Source organism: Peribacillus sp. Aquil_B1, from assembly GCF_022603275.1.
GTDB lineage: Bacteria > Bacillota > Bacilli > Bacillales > DSM-1321 > Peribacillus.
On the sequence record NZ_JAKXEE010000004.1, the window covers coordinates 173,543 to 190,876 of the forward strand.

The 17,334-nt window shown below is 40.4% G+C and carries 16 protein-coding genes, 1 pseudogene and 1 riboswitch; of the genes and pseudogenes, 8 read left to right on the plus strand and 9 right to left on the minus strand.

Annotation, left to right across the window (positions count from 1 at the left end; all coding sequences use genetic code 11):
- Window positions 1-24: 24 nt before the first annotated feature.
- Window positions 25-1,200 (plus strand): methionine gamma-lyase, encoded by a 1,176-nt coding sequence (gene megL / locus MPH60_RS22125; protein ID WP_241590020.1) that lies wholly within the window; start codon window positions 25-27, stop codon window positions 1,198-1,200.
- Here the strand turns inward: megL and MPH60_RS22130 are convergent.
- The gene (locus tag MPH60_RS22130) at window positions 1,197-1,934 is read right to left on the minus strand and encodes a TspO/MBR family protein (RefSeq protein ID WP_241590019.1); all 738 of its coding nucleotides are present in this window, start codon (window positions 1,932-1,934) and stop codon (window positions 1,197-1,199) included. The genes megL and MPH60_RS22130 overlap by 4 nt on opposite strands.
- A gap of 202 nt (window positions 1,935-2,136) precedes the next feature.
- Window positions 2,137-2,267: riboswitch (FMN riboswitch) on the plus strand.
- A 145-nt stretch (window positions 2,268-2,412) separates the two neighbouring features.
- Between MPH60_RS22130 and ribE the strand changes: the two genes are divergently transcribed.
- From ribE to MPH60_RS22150, 4 genes and pseudogenes are all read left to right on the plus strand, one after another.
- Window positions 2,413-3,051: a riboflavin synthase gene (ribE, locus tag MPH60_RS22135; RefSeq protein WP_241590018.1), complete on the plus strand. Its 639-nt coding sequence runs from the start codon at window positions 2,413-2,415 to the stop codon at window positions 3,049-3,051.
- Between the two features lie 18 nt (window positions 3,052-3,069).
- Window positions 3,070-3,708 (plus strand): annotated as a pseudogene (gene ribB, locus MPH60_RS22140) (3,4-dihydroxy-2-butanone-4-phosphate synthase); the annotation flags it as partial.
- Between the two features lie 79 nt (window positions 3,709-3,787).
- Complete coding sequence (gene ribH / locus MPH60_RS22145) at window positions 3,788-4,258, plus strand: 6,7-dimethyl-8-ribityllumazine synthase (protein ID WP_048685088.1); 471 nt, start codon at window positions 3,788-3,790, stop codon at window positions 4,256-4,258.
- 399 nt (window positions 4,259-4,657) lie between these two features.
- Window positions 4,658-5,824 carry a DHH family phosphoesterase gene (locus MPH60_RS22150; RefSeq protein ID WP_241590017.1) on the plus strand — a complete coding sequence of 389 codons (1,167 nt, stop codon included), beginning with the start codon at window positions 4,658-4,660 and terminating at the stop codon, window positions 5,822-5,824.
- Window positions 5,825-5,886: 62 nt separating this feature from the next.
- Here the strand turns inward: MPH60_RS22150 and MPH60_RS22155 are convergent, their stop codons facing one another.
- The 8 genes from MPH60_RS22155 to mreBH form a co-directional block, all read right to left on the minus strand.
- Window positions 5,887-6,753 carry a YihY/virulence factor BrkB family protein gene (locus tag MPH60_RS22155; protein WP_241590016.1) on the minus strand — a complete coding sequence of 289 codons (867 nt, stop codon included), beginning with the start codon at window positions 6,751-6,753 and terminating at the stop codon, window positions 5,887-5,889.
- Window positions 6,754-6,875: 122 nt separating this feature from the next.
- On the minus strand, window positions 6,876-7,319 hold the full coding sequence (locus tag MPH60_RS22160) for a hypothetical protein (RefSeq protein WP_241590015.1): 444 nt from the start codon (window positions 7,317-7,319) through the stop codon (window positions 6,876-6,878).
- A 109-nt stretch (window positions 7,320-7,428) separates the two neighbouring features.
- Window positions 7,429-8,655 carry a cation:proton antiporter gene (locus MPH60_RS22165; RefSeq protein ID WP_241590014.1) on the minus strand — a complete coding sequence of 409 codons (1,227 nt, stop codon included), beginning with the start codon at window positions 8,653-8,655 and terminating at the stop codon, window positions 7,429-7,431.
- Window positions 8,656-8,661: 6 nt separating this feature from the next.
- Entirely contained in the window at window positions 8,662-9,159 is a 498-nt protein-coding gene (locus MPH60_RS22170; protein WP_137017835.1) for a cation:proton antiporter regulatory subunit, read from the minus strand.
- A 53-nt stretch (window positions 9,160-9,212) separates the two neighbouring features.
- Window positions 9,213-9,776 (minus strand): tyrosine-type recombinase/integrase, encoded by a 564-nt coding sequence (locus MPH60_RS22175; protein WP_241590013.1) that lies wholly within the window; start codon window positions 9,774-9,776, stop codon window positions 9,213-9,215.
- A gap of 577 nt (window positions 9,777-10,353) precedes the next feature.
- Entirely contained in the window at window positions 10,354-10,926 is a 573-nt protein-coding gene (locus MPH60_RS22180; protein WP_241590012.1) for a VanZ family protein, read from the minus strand.
- A gap of 77 nt (window positions 10,927-11,003) precedes the next feature.
- Window positions 11,004-11,426 (minus strand): hypothetical protein, encoded by a 423-nt coding sequence (locus MPH60_RS22185; RefSeq protein WP_241590011.1) that lies wholly within the window; start codon window positions 11,424-11,426, stop codon window positions 11,004-11,006.
- Between the two features lie 1,344 nt (window positions 11,427-12,770).
- The gene (mreBH, locus tag MPH60_RS22190) at window positions 12,771-13,778 is read right to left on the minus strand and encodes a rod-share determining protein MreBH (RefSeq protein ID WP_241590010.1); all 1,008 of its coding nucleotides are present in this window, start codon (window positions 13,776-13,778) and stop codon (window positions 12,771-12,773) included.
- Between the two features lie 294 nt (window positions 13,779-14,072).
- Between mreBH and MPH60_RS22195 the strand changes: the two genes are divergently transcribed.
- From MPH60_RS22195 to motB, 3 genes are all read left to right on the plus strand, one after another.
- Entirely contained in the window at window positions 14,073-15,170 is a 1,098-nt protein-coding gene (locus MPH60_RS22195) for an AbrB family transcriptional regulator (protein WP_241590009.1), read from the plus strand.
- A gap of 616 nt (window positions 15,171-15,786) precedes the next feature.
- The gene (gene motA, locus MPH60_RS22200; protein WP_241590008.1) at window positions 15,787-16,578 is read left to right on the plus strand and encodes a flagellar motor stator protein MotA; all 792 of its coding nucleotides are present in this window, start codon (window positions 15,787-15,789) and stop codon (window positions 16,576-16,578) included.
- A complete protein-coding gene (gene motB / locus MPH60_RS22205) occupies window positions 16,571-17,326 on the plus strand; it encodes a flagellar motor protein MotB (RefSeq protein ID WP_241590007.1) in 756 nt (251 codons plus the stop codon). Before motA ends, motB begins: the two co-directional genes overlap by 8 nt.
- The last annotated feature ends 8 nt before the right edge of the window (window positions 17,327-17,334 follow it).

The following is a 17,334-nucleotide window of genomic DNA, read 5'->3' on the forward strand; positions in this document are numbered from 1 at the left end:
AGACATAGGTTAGGAGGAGACGGTATGACAGGAAAGTATAAACAGTTTGAAACGGCAGTCATCCATGAAGGATATGACTCGAAGAAGCATTTAGGAAGCTTGGCAACACCCTTATTCCAAACCTCAACATTCACTTTCGAAAATGCCGAGCAAGGGGAGAGGCGTTTCGCCGGTATGGAAGATGGATATATATATTCACGACTTGGAAATCCAACGGTACAGGTGCTTGAAGAAAAGATTGCCGCTTTGGAAGGCGGGGAAGCTGGCCTTGCTTTCGGATCAGGCATGGCTGCCGTTTCAGCTGTGCTTTTTGCATTAACGAAAACAGATGATCACATCCTGTGCTCACAGGGGTTATATGGTTGTACATTTGGCCTTCTGCAGCTAATGAAAAATAAATACCGCATCACTCATGATTTTTGTGAAATGGATACAGAAGAACAGGTAAGGAAAATGATCCGGCCGGAAACGACCTGCATCTATGTAGAAACCCCGATCAATCCGACGATGAAAATGATTGACTTACAGATGGTAGTGAAAGTTGCGAAGGAATATAATGTGACGGTCGTAGTGGATAATACGTTTTCAACGCCATACCTACAGAGACCGCTTGAATATGGCTGTGATATCGTCCTTCATAGCGCTACGAAATATCTTTGCGGGCATGGGGATGTCGTTGCGGGACTTGTCGTCGGTAAGAAGGAATTCATGAATCAGGTAGCTGGGACTACACAGAAGGATATTGGTGGTATCATTTCACCATTCGATGCCTGGTTACTATTGCGGGGGTTAAAGACCTTGCCTGTCAGGATGGACCGTCATTCGGCCAATGCAATGGCAATCTTTCAAGAACTTAAGAAACAACCAAATGTGAAAAAGGTATATTATCCAGGTGATGAAGCTTCACCGGATCATTATATCATGCAAAAACAGATGAAACATGGCGGCGGCCTTATCTCTTTCGAATTGCATGGCACAAAACGGGATGCACAGGAATTCCTCAATAAATTGAAACTTATCAAAATTGCCGTAAGTCTTGGGGATGCCGAAACATTGATCCAGCATCCCGCTACCATGACGCACTCTGCCGTTCCTGAAGATTCCCGGAAACAAATGGGCATCAGTGACCAACTGGTCCGTCTCTCAGTTGGCCTAGAAGCTTGGCAGGATGTCTGGCAAGATCTTCAGCAAGCATTTTAAGCTACCATTTTCCTTCTATTTTTAATGAAGATGGTGATGGATACGATAAAAGTGATGACTGCCAGAATATAAGAAATGTCCGTAATTACCGGATAGACGGAGCTATTTCGTATCCCGATGCCTATGAACGCCCAAACGAATACGAGAGGATAGCACCAATCCCGGTTTTTACCTGCAAAGACTAAAGCCAGGATTGTTGCTGCAATCAGCAGGACGATCGTCCAGGCTAAACTTGAAACCCCAAAACCGTCCCATTTGATATACGTGAGGTAATAAGAAATGTCAGCGATCGTTGCAACACTTACCCAGCCTGTATAAACGGAAAATGGAAATAGGTCGAAAGGAGTGTGCTCCACCTTTTTCATGCATGTATAAATGACCATTAAAGTAGCCAAAAGAGCAATGATAATGAGTACGGATAACAAAAAGTGTTCATAGTGCCAAGCCAAAAGCCAAGCGCCATTCAAGACACAGCTTAAAGCGAACCAAGGGAAGGCTGCCTTATAAGCAGGACTGTTTTGATGTTTGCTTAAGAACTGCCTGAATACCCAGATGGCGAGCAGGAAATAGATCAAGCCCCATATGGAAAATACATATCCGGCAGGAGTGAAAAGGACATCAAGTTTATCGGAAATCTCTCCTGATGTCTGGCCGTTCAATGGCAGGAAATTAGCTAAAAAATTCATCGTGACGACGAACAGATAGAAAATCAAGTTGATGATGGAAATAAGCATAAGGCTTCCTCCTTATATGAATTGTGATTCTCTAACCCTATTCCACAAATTTAGCCTGATTAACCTCTTTGGAGCACATCGAGGACCTTGGAGGTCGCTTTTCCATAAAGAGAGAAAGTTTCTGTAACAATTGAACCATTTAAGGTTAGAAATTTTACATCTTCACTTTATGGTGATAAACTATTCAAAGATTCATATTATTTTAGTCCTTCGGGGTCGGGTGAAAATCCCAACCGGCGGTGATGAAGAAATTCTAAGCCCGCGAGCCTGTTAAAGGCAGGATTTGGTGAGATTCCAAAGCCGACAGTAAAGTCTGGATGGGAGAAGGACGTGTGGAACCCAAGTGTATACGTACGCCTAATTTTTCAAAAATGAAAATATTAGGCTTTTTAGGTATACAATTTTTTCACTCATTTCTCCTGCTAACTCCTTAGGTCATCCTAAGGGGTTTTTTATATTTTATAAAAGGGGGAAAAACATGTTTACGGGAATCATTGAGGATATCGGGACCGTACATTCCATGAAAAAAGGAAAAAGCAGTATGGAGTTATCGATTCGTTCTGAAAAAATCCTTGAAGATGTTCATCTGGGGGATAGTATTTCAGTCAACGGGGTCTGCTTAACGGTAACGTCCTTCACGAAAAGTCTGTTTACGGTCGACGTGATGCCGGAAACGGTTAAAGCTTCCACGATCCGGGCATTGAAATTGGGATCATCTGTGAATCTTGAACGAGCCATGAGTGCACAGGGAAGGTTTGGAGGCCATTTTGTTTCAGGTCATATCGACGGAACCGGAACGATCATAAAAAAAGAACGGAAAGAAAATGCCGTATATTATGTAATCCAATTGGATGAGGGGCTCAGTGCCTTTTGCATTCCAAAAGGATCCGTGGCCATTGATGGGACGAGCTTGACGATATTTGGGATCGAAAGAAACCTATTGACTGTATCACTGATTCCATTGACTCATCAGGACACCATATTGGGACAAAAAGCGGCTGGCGATATCGTTAACATTGAAAACGACATGATAGGGAAATATATAATACATCAAATGAAAAATGGCAATCCAAAACCAGGACTGAATTTAGAGTTTTTGGCAGAGCATGGATTCTAATAAAAGGGCGGTGTAATGATGTTCCATACAATAGAAGAAGCGATAGAAGATTTGAAGGCTGGCAAGGTAGTAATCGTATCCGATGATGAAGACCGTGAAAATGAAGGGGATTTTGTAGTGCTGGCCGAAAAGGCCACACCGGAAGCGATTAATTTCATGGCGACGCATGGACGTGGTTTGATTTGTACAACCATCACTGAAGAACTGGCAGCGAAATTGAAACTGCATCCTATGGTAGGAGAAAATACCGATCATCATGGCACTGCTTTTACGGTAAGTGTCGACCATAAAAGCACCTCTACAGGAATCAGTGCTTTTGAAAGGTCCTTGACCATCCTTGAGCTTCTTAATGAAGATTCGGTCGCTGAAGATTTCCAAAGGCCTGGTCACACTTTTCCGATAGTCGCAAAAGAAGGCGGCGTATTAAGAAGGGCAGGACATACAGAGGCATCGGTGGACTTGGCGAAGTTATGCGGTGCCGCTCCAGCTGGTGTCATTTGTGAAATCATGAATGAAGATGGATCGATGGCCCGGGTATCCGATTTAGAAGTCATCGCTGCTAAATTCAACCTGAAATTCATTACGATAGCCGATTTGATTCGGTATCTTCAACAAAATGATACGATCGGGAAACAGGAGCTTGAACTGAACATCCCGAAAGCTTGAGGATTTAAGGAATTACATCTTAACAAAACAAAAAAATAATATTGTTTTTTAAAATTAGGAGGAATTGGACATGGGGAAAACTATTGAAGCACAATTAATCGGATCAGGATTGAAAGTCGGCATCGTGGTAGGGAGATTTAATGAGTTTATCACAAGCAAGCTTTTAGGAGGGGCATTGGATGGCCTTAAGCGTCATGGCGTTGATGAGAATGATGTTGACATCGCTTGGGTCCCGGGTGCTTTTGAACTTCCGTTAATTGCTAAGAAACTTGTGAATACAGGTAAATATGATGCGGTAATCGGTCTTGGAACGGTAATCAGGGGTGCCACTTCACATTATGATTATGTCTGCAATGAAGCAGCTAAAGGCATGGCTTCCGTTTCCTTGGAAACAGGTGTACCGGTTATCTTCGGTTTGCTGACAACTGAGAATATTGAACAAGCGATTGAACGTGCAGGAACTAAATCAGGTAACAAAGGCTATGAAGCGGCCGTTAGTGCCATTGAAATGGCCAACCTTGGAAAATTGATTGAACAGTGATTTGGCATAAGGAAGCCGCAGGGAATAACGTCCCTGCGGCTTTTTTGATGTACCGGTTCATTTGTCGGAATGGGTCAGCTTTCTTAAGCCATTAAGCAATTTCTTCAAAGTTGGGTAAAGTTCCTAGCTATTTGATCGATTAGTGAATGCTGATCTTCAACTCTCGCAGCAACCTCTTCCATGAAAATACCTCGATTTCAAAGTAATGTGTTTTTAGGTATAAATCATGGAAAATAAAGAATCATTAGGGTTTTTTCAAAAAAAAAAATGAACAAAAGCATCACGTAATGGAAGCATGATAAAATATGCGGATATGATTATGCTACAATTGTAAAGATTGCAATTGAAATTCATGTCTTTAGGGAAAAGTAAATTTATTAGTTACTAGGAGGGGTTTGTGTGTACCATCTCTTTACACATAATGATTTAGATGGAGTCGGCTGCGGGATTATAGCTAAGCTGGCCTTCGGAGAAGAAGTAGTGGTAAGTTATAATTCAATTGGTCGCCTTAATCAGAATGTAGGTGCATTTCTTGAGCAAGCCAAGCTTGAAGATACATTGATCGTTACTGATTTATCGGTTGATGAAGATAACGAAAAAATGATTACTCAGTTTGTGGAAGATGGAGGCAAAGCGCTGCTGATCGATCACCATAAGTCAGCATTGCATTTGAACGAACATGATTGGGCATCTGTAACTGTCGAACAGGAAGATGGTAAACAGACGGCAGCGACATCATTATTCTATCAGTATGCAGTTGAAAATAAATACCTGGAACCTTCAAGCATTGTCGCTGAATTCGTTGAATTGGTCCGACAATACGATACTTGGGAATGGGAAGTCAATAAAAATGCAACGGCAAAACGGCTCAATGACCTGTTTTTCATGATTCCGATTGAGGAATTCGAAATGAAAATCGCAAACAAGCTGTCGACTGCTGGTAGCTTTACTTTTGACGAAGTGGAGCAAACCCTTCTGAATGTTGAAGAGAGTCGGGTAGATCGGTACATAAACAGGAAAAAAAGAGAAGTCTACCAGGCTACGGTCGGTCCCCATACAGCTGGTGTGGTCCATGCAGAGTCATATCACTCAGAATTGGGTAATGAACTGTCGAAAGAGTTCTCGCATCTTGATTATATAGCGATCCTGATGGTTGGAAGTAAAAGAATCAGCTTCCGGACAATTCACGACGATATTGATGTTTCTGAAGTTGCTGGCAAGTACGATGGAGGCGGCCACCAAAAAGCGGCAGGTTGTACCATGTCCGAAAAGGCATATAGCCAATATGTCGAAAAGACCTTCTTTGCCGAGCCCCTTAAACGAGACGCACATAAGAATCAACTGAATGTAAAGGACTCCCCAGAGGGCTGCTTATATTCAACGAGAGACAAACAGGACATATTCATCTATGAAGATGAAGAAGAGCAATGGATTATTGAAATCAACGGAAAACAACAGAAAAAAACATTCGATACATTTGCGGAAGCGGAAAAATACATGAAGCGGAAATACGCGGCATGGCTGGCCCATGATGAAAGATATGAAGAGTTCGTCAATAAGGGGTGAATAGGAAAGCGGCTGTCCATATGGGACAGCCGCTTTTCTATCTTTTGTCGTAATTCATGATTTTACCTTTTAAGCGGGACAGGATGGACGATCGTGCGGGACGGTTTTTTTGGAATGGAGTTTTGGCGATGAAGAATTGCATTGATTTCTCCGCCGATCACAAAAATCAGACCACTCAAATACAGCCACAGCATCAAGATGATGACGCCTCCTAAACTGCCGTAAGTGGAAGAATAGTTGGCAAAGTTACTGACATAGAATGAAAATCCAAGTGATATTCCCAGCCAAAGTACAGTTGCGGTCACTGCCCCAGGGATGACATGTTTAATGGGAAAACTTTTATTCGGTGCAAAGCGATATAAAAAGGCCAGGACAAGTGAGATGACCACAACGGCGATAACCCACCGCAATAAGCTGAATAATATTTGCGTTTCTTCAGGGATCGGTATGACTTGCTGTACTAAATCGATGATGACTTTCCCGAAGACGGGGAGACCCAACATGACGATGAATGCTACAACCAGTCCTAATGTCAGTATAATCGAAATGAAGCGGGCTTTAATGAAATTCCTTGTTTCTTCAACATCATAGGCGATATTCATGGAATGGATGAACGCATTCATTCCATTGGAAGCGGACCATATGGTGCCAAGGAAACCAAAAGTCAATAAGCCGCCGTTCCGCTCAGACAATATGTTGATGATATTTTTCTCGATGACTTCCATCGTTTCCGCGGGCATGAAGGTTTTAATCGTGTCAAGGGCTGTCTGAATATCGATGTTCAGATAAGGCAATAAGGACAGCAGTAAGATGAGCAAAGGGAATAGTGCCAGTAGATAGTAATAAGCTTGTTCAGCTGCCAGCCCGGTTACACGATCTTCCTTTATTTCTTTAATCAGATTCTTTGAAAATTTTATCGACTTATTCATCTGGGCATCACTCCTGAATAGTTACTTAGGTTATCTGCTTCTTTTCCCTCTGTTACTGTAAGTTAATCCTCAAAAGAAAAGAAATTGAAAGGCGCTTCCTAAAAAAGCATTTCCTTTCATTTCTAATCCGTGAGCTTGCAGAAGCTTGTGACAAGGATATAGCCTGCAACCACTCCAGTGATCGAAAGTAACATGGTTGAACCATTTGCACCGAAATAACCGAAAACAAATTTGGAGAGAGGTAAATCAAATTTAAATGCTTCAGTAAAGTACAAAATCGGAATGATGGATAGGTAAAGAAAGGGCAAGCCAAGGATGACCAATCTTAGCCAATTCACTTTCCAATGCCCTCTTTTTGAAAAGTTTTGCAGAAGCCGGGGAATGGCAAACATCATGCCTAGGAAAACTGGGAGCGAAGATTCGTACAGCAAGTATCCCTTAATCTCGTAAGTTTCGCGACTAACTGTAAATAGGTGCTGTTCATATTTCAAGCCTATGAATAATACGCCCAACACTACTACTAGGTATGTTAAATAACCAATGGTTCTTTTTAAAGAAAGATTCATGAATTATGCCCCCTTTATAACAAGTATATAATTATCCGGTAAATTATGGAATTTAATTATAAAAGGTAAACAGAAAACGGCCAGACATTGCTGTCTGACCGTTTTTTCTCTATTGCACTTCTTTTCCCTGTTCCTTTTGAACCTTCGGAGGGGTCCATTTAAATACTTTATTTAGGAGATTATAGATGTGTTTGGATTCTTTGGTAAGGATCGGCCCTAGAATCGCCAAGGTTAAAACATAAAGTGCCGCAAACGGGGTTAGTATAGGCATTAAACCGCCTGCAATGCCTAAGTTGGCTAAAATGATGGAGAATTCGCCACGTGAAACGATCGTTAAACCGATGTTCGCGGAAGCTCTGTGCGATAAACCGGATTTGCGTCCGGCGATCATACCAGCTGCAAAGTTACCGATTATGGTGATGATGACGGCTCCAAGAACCATCCAGACTGCTCCGCCAAGGGTCGTCGGATCGATACTCAAGCCAAAGCTGAAGAAAAATATGGCCCCGAAGAAGTCTCGAAAGGGAATGACAAGTTTCTCGATCCTGTCGCTATGTTCCGTTTCAGAAAAGACTAGGCCGAGCAGTAATGCACCGATGGCTTCCGCAACATGAATCGTTTCCGAGAAACCGGCAATGAAGAATAGTAAGGCGAAAACGACGATGATAAAAATCTCATCGGAGGATATATTGAATAATTTGTTAAGGACCCCAGATGCTTTCCGGGCGATAACGAAAAATATCAGCATATACCCAATCGCGATAAATGTAGAAAGTAATGTTCCCCAAACGGAACCAGAAGAGCTTAATACCAATCCGGATACGACTGATAAGTAAACAGCGAGGAAGATATCTTCAAACATGATGATGCCAAGGATTAGCTCCGTCTCATTGTTACCGGTCCTTTTAAGGTCCACAAGCACCTTTGCCACAATGGCACTTGAAGAAAAACTGATGATCCCGGTTAATATCAGAACCTCTTTCAATGGAAGACCGAGCAGGAAACCGTACAGCATGGCCATTCCCACGTTGATTAAAATGTAATAGGTTCCGCCTGTCACGATATTTTTCCCGGATTTCATAAGCTTTTTGACGGAAAACTCTAGCCCTAGATAAAACAGAAGGAATAAAATACCTACCCGACCGAGGAATGCGATGATTTCATCGCTTTCGATGAAACGCAGGTCAATTAATCCGAAGTGCGGGGCATGGGGGCCAACGAGCATCCCGATGATAATTAATAGTGGAACATTCGATATTTTGAATTTACCTGCTACGAGAGCGGCTAATGCCACTAGAAGTAGGGCAGTTCCCACTTCAAAGACTAAATGGTCCATATGAGCTTAGTCACTCCTTTCGTCGGTCAATAATTCTCTTGTGAGGTTTCGGATATCTTTTCTTTCACCTGATATCACAAGGGTGTCGCCTGTTTCGATGATGGAGTCAGGACCAGGATTATTCAGTTGTTTTTTTCCTTTTTTAGAATGGGCGATGACGGTCACGTTATAATTGCTCCTGATATCAATCGAACCGATCGTTTGATTGATGGCCTTTGAACCTGGTTCGACTTTGAACCATTCAATCACCAAGTCACCCAATGACATTTCAATCGTTTCAAGTGCTTGCGGTTTATAAACCATGCCGCCTATGATGGAAGCCATTTGCCGTGACTCCTGATCGTTAAGGGTGATGCTCGATATGACGTCCTCATGTTCATTATCAAAATGGTATAATTCCCGACGGCCATCATCATGAATGACGATTACTAACTTTTCATCATTTCTCGTTATGATTTCGAATTTTTGGCCAATACCAGGAAGTTCACTTTCTCTAATTCTCACTGGAATTCCTCCTTAAAATGTTGGTTAGAGTTAATAGAAGATAGCAATAATGTTTATAAGTTAACGTCAATATTCGTCTTGAATTTCTTCTCCTTTGATATGCCGATGTATTTTAATGTCTCCGATGGACTGGAATGATGGTAATGCTTCTGTATCAATGCCAGTGACACTCCTTGTTTATAGGCATGATAGCCAAAAGTTTTACGCATCGAACTTGCTCCGAATTTGCCTGTCAGCCCTGCACCTTCCACAGCATCATGGATGATTCGGTGCGCCTGTTGACGTGTGATCGGCTTTTTTGTCTTAGGGGAAAGAAATAAAAATTGACCTTCGATAACCTTCGAGCCTTTAAGGTACTCTTGTAAGGCGGTACGGACTTTCAGGTTCAAATAAATTTGATTTACTTCGTCATTTTCCGTCCGCTGCTCATAGAACTCCTTGATTTTACCCGTTTCATCCAGAACGCTGGAGACGGTGATTTCGAGCATTTCATTTATCTTCATACCTGTATTGATGCCGAGGACAAACAATAAATAATCCCGACTGGAGTGAGAGCGTAAGTATGTTTTTATTTTGCTGATTTGATTGATATCCTTAAAGGCTTCTACATATTCCATAGATCTTCTCCTCTTGCCAATGTAACATAATTACATTATAACACAAGTTATGTAACATTGCATGCGTTAAGTTCTGTTAAGTCCTATTAAGGCTTCTCAAAAAAGCAAAGTACTGTTAAACCAAAAAAGCTTTTTCTTATTCTCTACACAATCAAGTGAAAATATATCAGTTTCTTTTAAAAGCAAAAAGGGGTTTGTCTACATTTTTTTTATGGCTTGTACAATGTGGGCGTGGTTGTAACGAGAGGCACTAAGCTTTCCAGAGGCGGTACGGGAGCCGCATCGGCTTTCAGCGAGGCTACTGATAAACTAACGGTTTTGAATGAATTATTGTTTCTTAAACAAAAATAGATCACTTCCTGTACGATAATGAACAGGAAGTGATCTATTTCTTTCATATTTAGTTACTTTTCTGCTTTGATTTTCGTGAAAGTTCGTTTGAGGTTGACTGCGAAAATGGCTGTTGCTCCTTGAATTCTCATGCCAAATAGAGACCCGCTGATGATGCTTCATCACACCCGTGTCTGTGTAGTCGGATAACGATTTGAAATGGCGTTTTTCACAGGATAAATCGTTATTATGTATTATTGATATGTTTAACTATGGAATTAAACTTTATATGCCACTTTCTCACAAGGAAATGAAACGTTAATTTAAATAACTTAAATAAAATGAAGTATCCTAATAATGTCCCTGATATATTAAAGATTACATCATCAATATCAACAAATCTAAAAGTATATCCTGCATATAAAGCTGTTAGTAGTTGACCTGATTCGAGAATTATTCCAGTTAATACACCAGCTATTAAAATTTTCTTAAATGAGGCTTTAAATAAGAAGGGTAATCCAAAGCCTAGTGGGACAGTCATTAAAATATTAAAAAAGCTCAATTTAGTAAATTCATATTTAAATGGGATTAAATTCATTTCTCTCCAAACATTTTGCCCCCCAAATGCTTCTCTTTGATCATCATCTAGATAAATGGGAAATTGAGTGAGGTTTATAACATTACATAAATAAACATACATAATTGTATAGAATAAAAGATAGGTATAACTTTTTTTGAAACTTAATTTTAGTAATAGTGCCAAAATGATATATAAAATTATAAAACTGTAAAGAATCCAACCGGTGAAATGATAAACCATTTTAGAGACTCCTAACGTAAAAATATTATATTAATAAAGAAAGAACTTATAAAGAATTATAAGCTCTTTCCAGTTGTTTAATTTGATATTTTTCCTGAACCTTTTATATTTCTACCGTCATCAACTCTAAAAATTTGCAAATAATACTTAGTACCCCCACCTAGACCAGAATAGCTGCCTGACACACTAGAAGAAGTACCATTTTTATTAGGTGTAGCTTTTATTGTACCAAAACTGTTACCTGAGGTCTTATTCCATAATTGATAAGTTATGGGGTTAGGACCTACAGGGCTAGGGTCAGAGCTATATTGATAATGTGTACCACTTAATTTTGCAGTTCCTTTATTTAATTTAAAATATTGACCGTTTTTACTTCCATCAACTATACGAAGATTCATTGTAAAGCTATAAGCGTTAGTTGCTGCAAAAGCAAAAGAGGGCATTGCTATTATAATTGATAATACACATAATACTGAAACTGAAAATAATTTAGTTTTCAATAATTACACCCTTTCCGTTTTTTTATGTGACCATATATTACCTATTTGTTAACAAGGACTATAGTATCGTAAATATCCAAAATTTACGTCTCAATTTTGAAAAGTTCTGTTTCAGAAAAGAATAATAGTATAAAGAAAATAAATGATGAAATGATGATTGAATATTTAATTTTATTTTAAAATTCATGGTGAATAATGATTGTAAGCTAATGAACAACAGGTGTATTAAAGGAAGTGGTTGTATCGCAGATAAATCAAGTTTATCGAGGTGAGGTATAACCATGAAAAAACAATCTTTTACATAATCAATATGTTCAAAGAAATTAAGGTGAAATTAATGATGTTGAGTGTTAGAAATCTGGGCTATGTGTCTAATATCAGTATTTATGATAAGCCTAAAAAAGTCGCAATTTGAGAAAGCGTTATTAATAATCAGCAACCTGCATTAAATGGACAAATTGTTGCTAAATATGACGTAATTAATAAAAAAATTATACAAAAGATTTATATGGTCATGGAACTTCAATTGCAAGCATCATTGCTGCAAAGGAAAATGAAGAAACTGTGCAAGGAATTAACCCTTTAGTGATGGGTTCGATACGAGTGTTAGAAGAAATAATAAATAAGTTAAAAGCATCATTAATAGAATTGAGATGCGAGTCAACATGGGCTAGTACCACTCTTGGTGATGATCAAACAGCAAATGTTTATTATTTTCACGCTGACGAGAATGCAAAGAAAATTATAAGATTGATTACAAAATCTTTATGCCAAATTCACCTGAAGATTTGTAATTTTTAAACAAGGAAAGTTTTGGTTTGGCAACTTCTTCGCATGAAAAACAATGCTTATTTATCCTGAAAATGATACCGAAGCTTCTAGGATTAAGGATATTGAAGGCTTAAGAATTCAAAAATTGGAAGATTAACAAATGGGAGTTTTCCTTGATAATAAAATAAGGGTGAATCCTATATTATTTACAAAGCATGAAAGAGTCTCAACTTAAATGTTGAGGTCTTTTTTCTTTGTATTGGATACGCAAAAAAGGTTGCTGGAGGACGGCGCTATGGGGATAGGCATATCACCTAAGAATTACGTAACCAAGTTGCTCGCATCAAGTGTAATTTTGTATAGGATGAAACAAGTCCTTCCTTTCCATGTTTTAGATAGCGACCCATCTTTTCAGTGGGGGTAAACCTCATGTCTTTCTTGTTTTTTTTCTTCTAAGTACTCTAAAACTGCATTTGATTTTTGGTCTGTCGTATATTTAGGAAAAAAACTGCACCTCCAATTGTTAAATGTTGACTAACAATTGGGGTGCAGTTCAAAGACAACCATTTATTTTTAGTATACGGCTTTTTGTAATTTGTGAATGACCTCAAGTGAAAGACCTGTTCCGATGGCAACTGATTCAAGCGGGTTATTCGCAAGTTGGACTGGGACGACGATTTCATTCGTCAACCATTCTTGTACCCCGTTGAGAAGTGCCCCCCCGCCGGATAAGATGACACCTTGATCGACGATATCCCCGCTCAATTCAGGAGGACAATCTTCCAAAGTGGCCCTGATTGCTTCCAGTATATGAAGAAGCGATTCCTGGATGGCTTCCTGGACGTCAGTAGATGATATTGTAATCGGCTTTGGAAGACCCGTTACAAGATCGCGGCCCCTGACTTCCATGGTGATCACAGAATGTTCAACGAGTGCGTAGCCGATTTCTTTTTTTATTTCCTCGGCTGTTCTTTCCCCAATCAGCACATTATGTTTTTTTCTGACATATTGGCTGATATCTTCATCCAATTGATCTCCGCCGATTCTGATTGAATTGCAAGAAACGACGCCGCCATAAGAGATAATTGCGACCTCAGTCGTTCCGCCGCCGATATCAACGATGACATTGGCAACTGGCTCTTCAACAGGCAGGCCTGCACCTATTGCTGCTGCTACTGGTTCCTCGATAAGGTGGACCTGTTTCGCTCCACAGCTTTTGACTGCATCCTGAATGGCCCTTCTCTCAACTGATGTGGAACCTGATGGTGTACAAACCACTACACTAGGTTTGCGAATCGATAATCCTAGGGCCTTACTTGCTTTTTTCATGATTTCCCGAAGCATTTGTGCGGTCACATTAAAATCCGCAATGACACCATCCTTAAGCGGACGTATTGCCACAATATTTCCAGGTGTTTTCCCGATCATGTTTTTTGCATCCACACCGACTGCCAATACTTTATTAGTCTCTATATCAATGGCCACCACAGATGGCTCATTAAATACGATTCCTTTATTTTTACTATAAACTAGCGTATTTGCAGTTCCTAAGTCAATGCCTATTTCTGTATTTGATAACATCTAGTCACCCCTCCATAAGAGTTTGACCCCTATATACTCATTCTACCTTTTATAGCGAATTTGTGGGGGTGGGAAATCTAGTAAATAGTGGAAGTGCCGGGCTGTTCCTTTCATAGAGCGAAAACATGATGAAATATAAACATGCACTGGAAAGGGAGGCTCACCAAAAACGGCAAATGTCCAATTGACATACTGACACTGGAATGGTGAAAACAAGCGTGGATGCAGCTTTGAATCCGCCTATTTTATGTTAAGATAAAGAGGAAAATCCGCTTAAATAAAGAAGGTAATTTTGTGAGTGAAAATTTAATCGAGAGTAAGAGTTTTAGAGTCATCTTTACTGCTTTTCTAGCTTTCCTGGGTGGTTATGCGTTTGATAGCCTTGGAATATACCTGCCATGGATGCTTGGACCATTATTCGTCGTGATGATTGCTAAAGTGAAGTTAAGGAAGTACTTGTATTGGTCTAAAACCTTTAGAAGTACTGGATTGGTCATCCTAGGTTTACAACTGGGCAGTTCATTCACGAAACAATCGCTAAATGAGATGATTGAATATCTGCCTGTTATGCTTTTTACGACAATTGCAATCATTTCATTTACAGTGTTGACTGGCTGGTTTGTCGGAAAGCGAATGAACTTATCCTTGGGCACATCGATGCTTGGCAGTTTTCCGGGAGGCCTTTCCCAGATGGTGGTCTTAAGTGAGGAGATGAAGGATAGTGATGAAACGGTTGTAGGTTTCATGCAAACACTTCGTGTCATCCTGGTGATATCCATTGTTCCTTGGATTGTGACCCATGTAATGTCAGTTGAATCAGGTGCGGTAATGGCCGTATCGGAGCGGCCCTTTTTCTTATTTGAATATGATGGGAAATTAGCACTCATGATGTTGGTAACATTGCTGATATTCATCTTCATCACAAAGAAAGCGAATTTTCCGCTGCCCTTTTTGCTAGGACCTCTCATGGCCGCAGCACTATTCAATTTAGCGGGCCCAGGTGCCCCGCAGATTCCAGACTTTTGGTTGAACTTGTCGCAATTGTTGATCGGCGCACATTTAGGCTACACACTGAAGGTTGATAACCCCCGACTTTTCAGAAAGATGTTTGGGGCCGTATTCGTCAGTAATGTCCTATTGATTGGATTTTGCTATTATCTTTCCATTCAGTTTGCTCCAATCCTATCTTTACAGGCGAACGAATTATTTTTGAGCATGGCGCCAGGCGGCGTCGCCGAAATGGCAGTCACAGCCATGTCTGTGCATGTGGATTTATCCGTTGTCACAAGCTTTCATTTATTCAGGATCTTATTCATTTTATTTTTTCTGTCACCCATCATAAAATGGCTGGCCGGAAGAAACCACGGGAAACAAAAACAGGGACAAAGCTGACATGCTTTGTCCTTTTGGCGTTAAGCGGAATTCACGAGTAAAAGTGCGGAACTCACGAGTAAAAGTGCGAAACTCACGAGTAAAATGCTGAAACTCACGAGTAAAGTGCTGAAACTCACGAGTAAAGTGCTGAAACTCACGAGTAAATGCGCGAAACTCATGAGTAAAATGCCAAAACTTACGAGTAAACCGCCAAATCACGAGTAAAAGCGGAAAACTCATGTGTAAAAGTGCGAAATTCACGAGTAAACCGCCAAATCACGAGTAAAAGCGGAAAACTCACGAGTAAAAGTGCGAAATTCACGAGTAAACCGCCAAATCACGAGTAAATGCGCGAAACTCATGAGTAAAATGCCAAAACTCACGAGTAAATGCGCCTATTCCAGACGTATTGAGATAATTTCGTACGTAATAGGCTGGTAATTCCATTCTCGAAAGAAGATTGTACCCAAACCTGTGAAATGTACTGTTGGTTAAGCTCATCTAGGTAATAAAGTTGGAAGATTTTGTGGTGATTTAGTGAAAATTGAAATCGAATAGTAAAATAATCCTCACTTTTTTTGAACTTCATCCGATATAAGGAGGAGACGAGACTTTAAATGAATGGGTGAGTATTATGGATATAACATCAGTTTTGGGCGTAGTTCTGGGTATCGTGGCCATCTTGGTCGGAATGGTGTTGAAAGGCGTTAGTGTGACGGCGCTGATTAACCCGGCGGCTATTTTGATCATTATTGTAGGGACGATAGCTGCTGTCGTAACGGCTTTCCCTTTGTCGGAATTAAAAAGACTACCAAAAATATTCAAGATTTTATTCTTTGAACAAAAATTGACAAAGCCTGAAGAATTAATAAAAACCTTTTCTGAATGGGCGGTCATTGCCAGGAAAGAAGGCTTATTGGCATTGGAAAGCATTTCGGATCAAGTGGATAATACTTTTTTGAAAAATGGCTTGAATCTTGCAGTCGAAGGTCAGAGTGCCGATTATATTCGTGATATTTTAGCAGAGGAAATAGATGCGATGGAAGAACGTCATCTAAGCGCGGCAGCGATTTTCAGTCAAGCCGGTACATATGCACCGACGCTGGGTGTATTGGGTGCAGTAATCGGGTTGATTGCTGCATTGGGGAATATGGCCGATACGGAGGCTTTGGGACATGCTATATCTGCCGCGTTCGTCGCAACCTTGATGGGGATTTACACGGGGTATGTGTTATGGCATCCATTTGCCAATAAGCTAAAACGGAAGTCGCAGCAGGAAGTTCGAATCAAAGAAATGATGATAGAAGGTATTTTATCGATCATCGAAGGGGAAGCGCCGCGAACGATTGAACAGAAATTAACATCATATTTGCCTGCTGGAGATCGTAAAAAGTGGTTAGAAGGCGATGTGAGAGAAGATGGCTAGGCGCAAAAAGAAACAAAGACATGAAGAGCATATCGATGAATCATGGCTGGTTCCCTACGCCGATATCTTAACATTGCTGCTCGCGCTTTTTATCGTCTTGTTCGCTTCAAGTTCGGTAGATGCAGTAAGGTTCCAGCAGTTGTCCAATGTATTTAACCAGGTTTTTACAAGCGGAACGGGTTTTATGGAGTTTCCAAGTGATTCCCCCAGCAATGAGCCAACGTCACCAGAACAAAGAACAGGTGCGGAAGATCTTGAGAAGCTAGGGAAAAACGAGCAAGAAGAACTTACGGAAGTTCAGGAGCGTGTAAATGCCTACATCCAAAAGAATGATTTAACGGATAAATTGGGAACGAACCTTACGGATGAAGGCATGTTGATATCAATTAGGGAAAACGTGCTGTTCGAATCGGGTGTGGCTGAGGTGAGAAGTGAAAATCGAAAAATCGCCAAGGAAATCTCGGATTTGCTGGTCATGGATTTACCCAGAAACATTATCGTAAGCGGACATACCGATAATATTCCTATAAAGAATCACCAGTATGAATCCAACTGGGATCTGAGCGTGATGCGATCCGTGAATTTTATGAAACTTCTCCTTGAAAATAAAGAGTTGGATCCCGAAATGTTCAGCGCTAAAGGACATGGGGAATTCAAGCCGGTTGCTTCCAATGAAACGAAAAAAGGAAGGGCGAAAAACCGGAGAGTTGAAATCCTGATTGTTCCACGGACAGCGATAAATGAGTGAAAACCTGT

What these genes read in the sequence shown, in the direction of transcription:
- MPH60_RS22180 (WP_241590012.1), bottom strand. Translation starts at nt 10,926, where the DNA reads ATGGTTTATCATTTCACCGGTTGGATTCTTTACAGTTTTATAATTTTA.
- MPH60_RS22175 (WP_241590013.1), bottom strand. Translation starts at nt 9,776, where the DNA reads ATGGAATATGTAGAAGCCTTTAAGGATATCAATCAAATCAGCAAAATA.
- motA (WP_241590008.1), top strand. Translation starts at nt 15,787, where the DNA reads ATGGATATAACATCAGTTTTGGGCGTAGTTCTGGGTATCGTGGCCATC.
- mreBH (WP_241590010.1), bottom strand. Translation starts at nt 13,778, where the DNA reads ATGTTATCAAATACAGAAATAGGCATTGACTTAGGAACTGCAAATACG.
- MPH60_RS22165 (WP_241590014.1), bottom strand. Translation starts at nt 8,655, where the DNA reads ATGGACCATTTAGTCTTTGAAGTGGGAACTGCCCTACTTCTAGTGGCA.
- MPH60_RS22160 (WP_241590015.1), bottom strand. Translation starts at nt 7,319, where the DNA reads ATGAATCTTTCTTTAAAAAGAACCATTGGTTATTTAACATACCTAGTA.
- megL (WP_241590020.1), top strand. Translation starts at nt 25, where the DNA reads ATGACAGGAAAGTATAAACAGTTTGAAACGGCAGTCATCCATGAAGGA.
- MPH60_RS22130 (WP_241590019.1), bottom strand. Translation starts at nt 1,934, where the DNA reads ATGCTTATTTCCATCATCAACTTGATTTTCTATCTGTTCGTCGTCACG.
- MPH60_RS22155 (WP_241590016.1), bottom strand. Translation starts at nt 6,753, where the DNA reads ATGAATAAGTCGATAAAATTTTCAAAGAATCTGATTAAAGAAATAAAG.
- motB (WP_241590007.1), top strand. Translation starts at nt 16,571, where the DNA reads ATGGCTAGGCGCAAAAAGAAACAAAGACATGAAGAGCATATCGATGAA.
- ribE (WP_241590018.1), top strand. Translation starts at nt 2,413, where the DNA reads ATGTTTACGGGAATCATTGAGGATATCGGGACCGTACATTCCATGAAA.
- ribH (WP_048685088.1), top strand. Translation starts at nt 3,788, where the DNA reads ATGGGGAAAACTATTGAAGCACAATTAATCGGATCAGGATTGAAAGTC.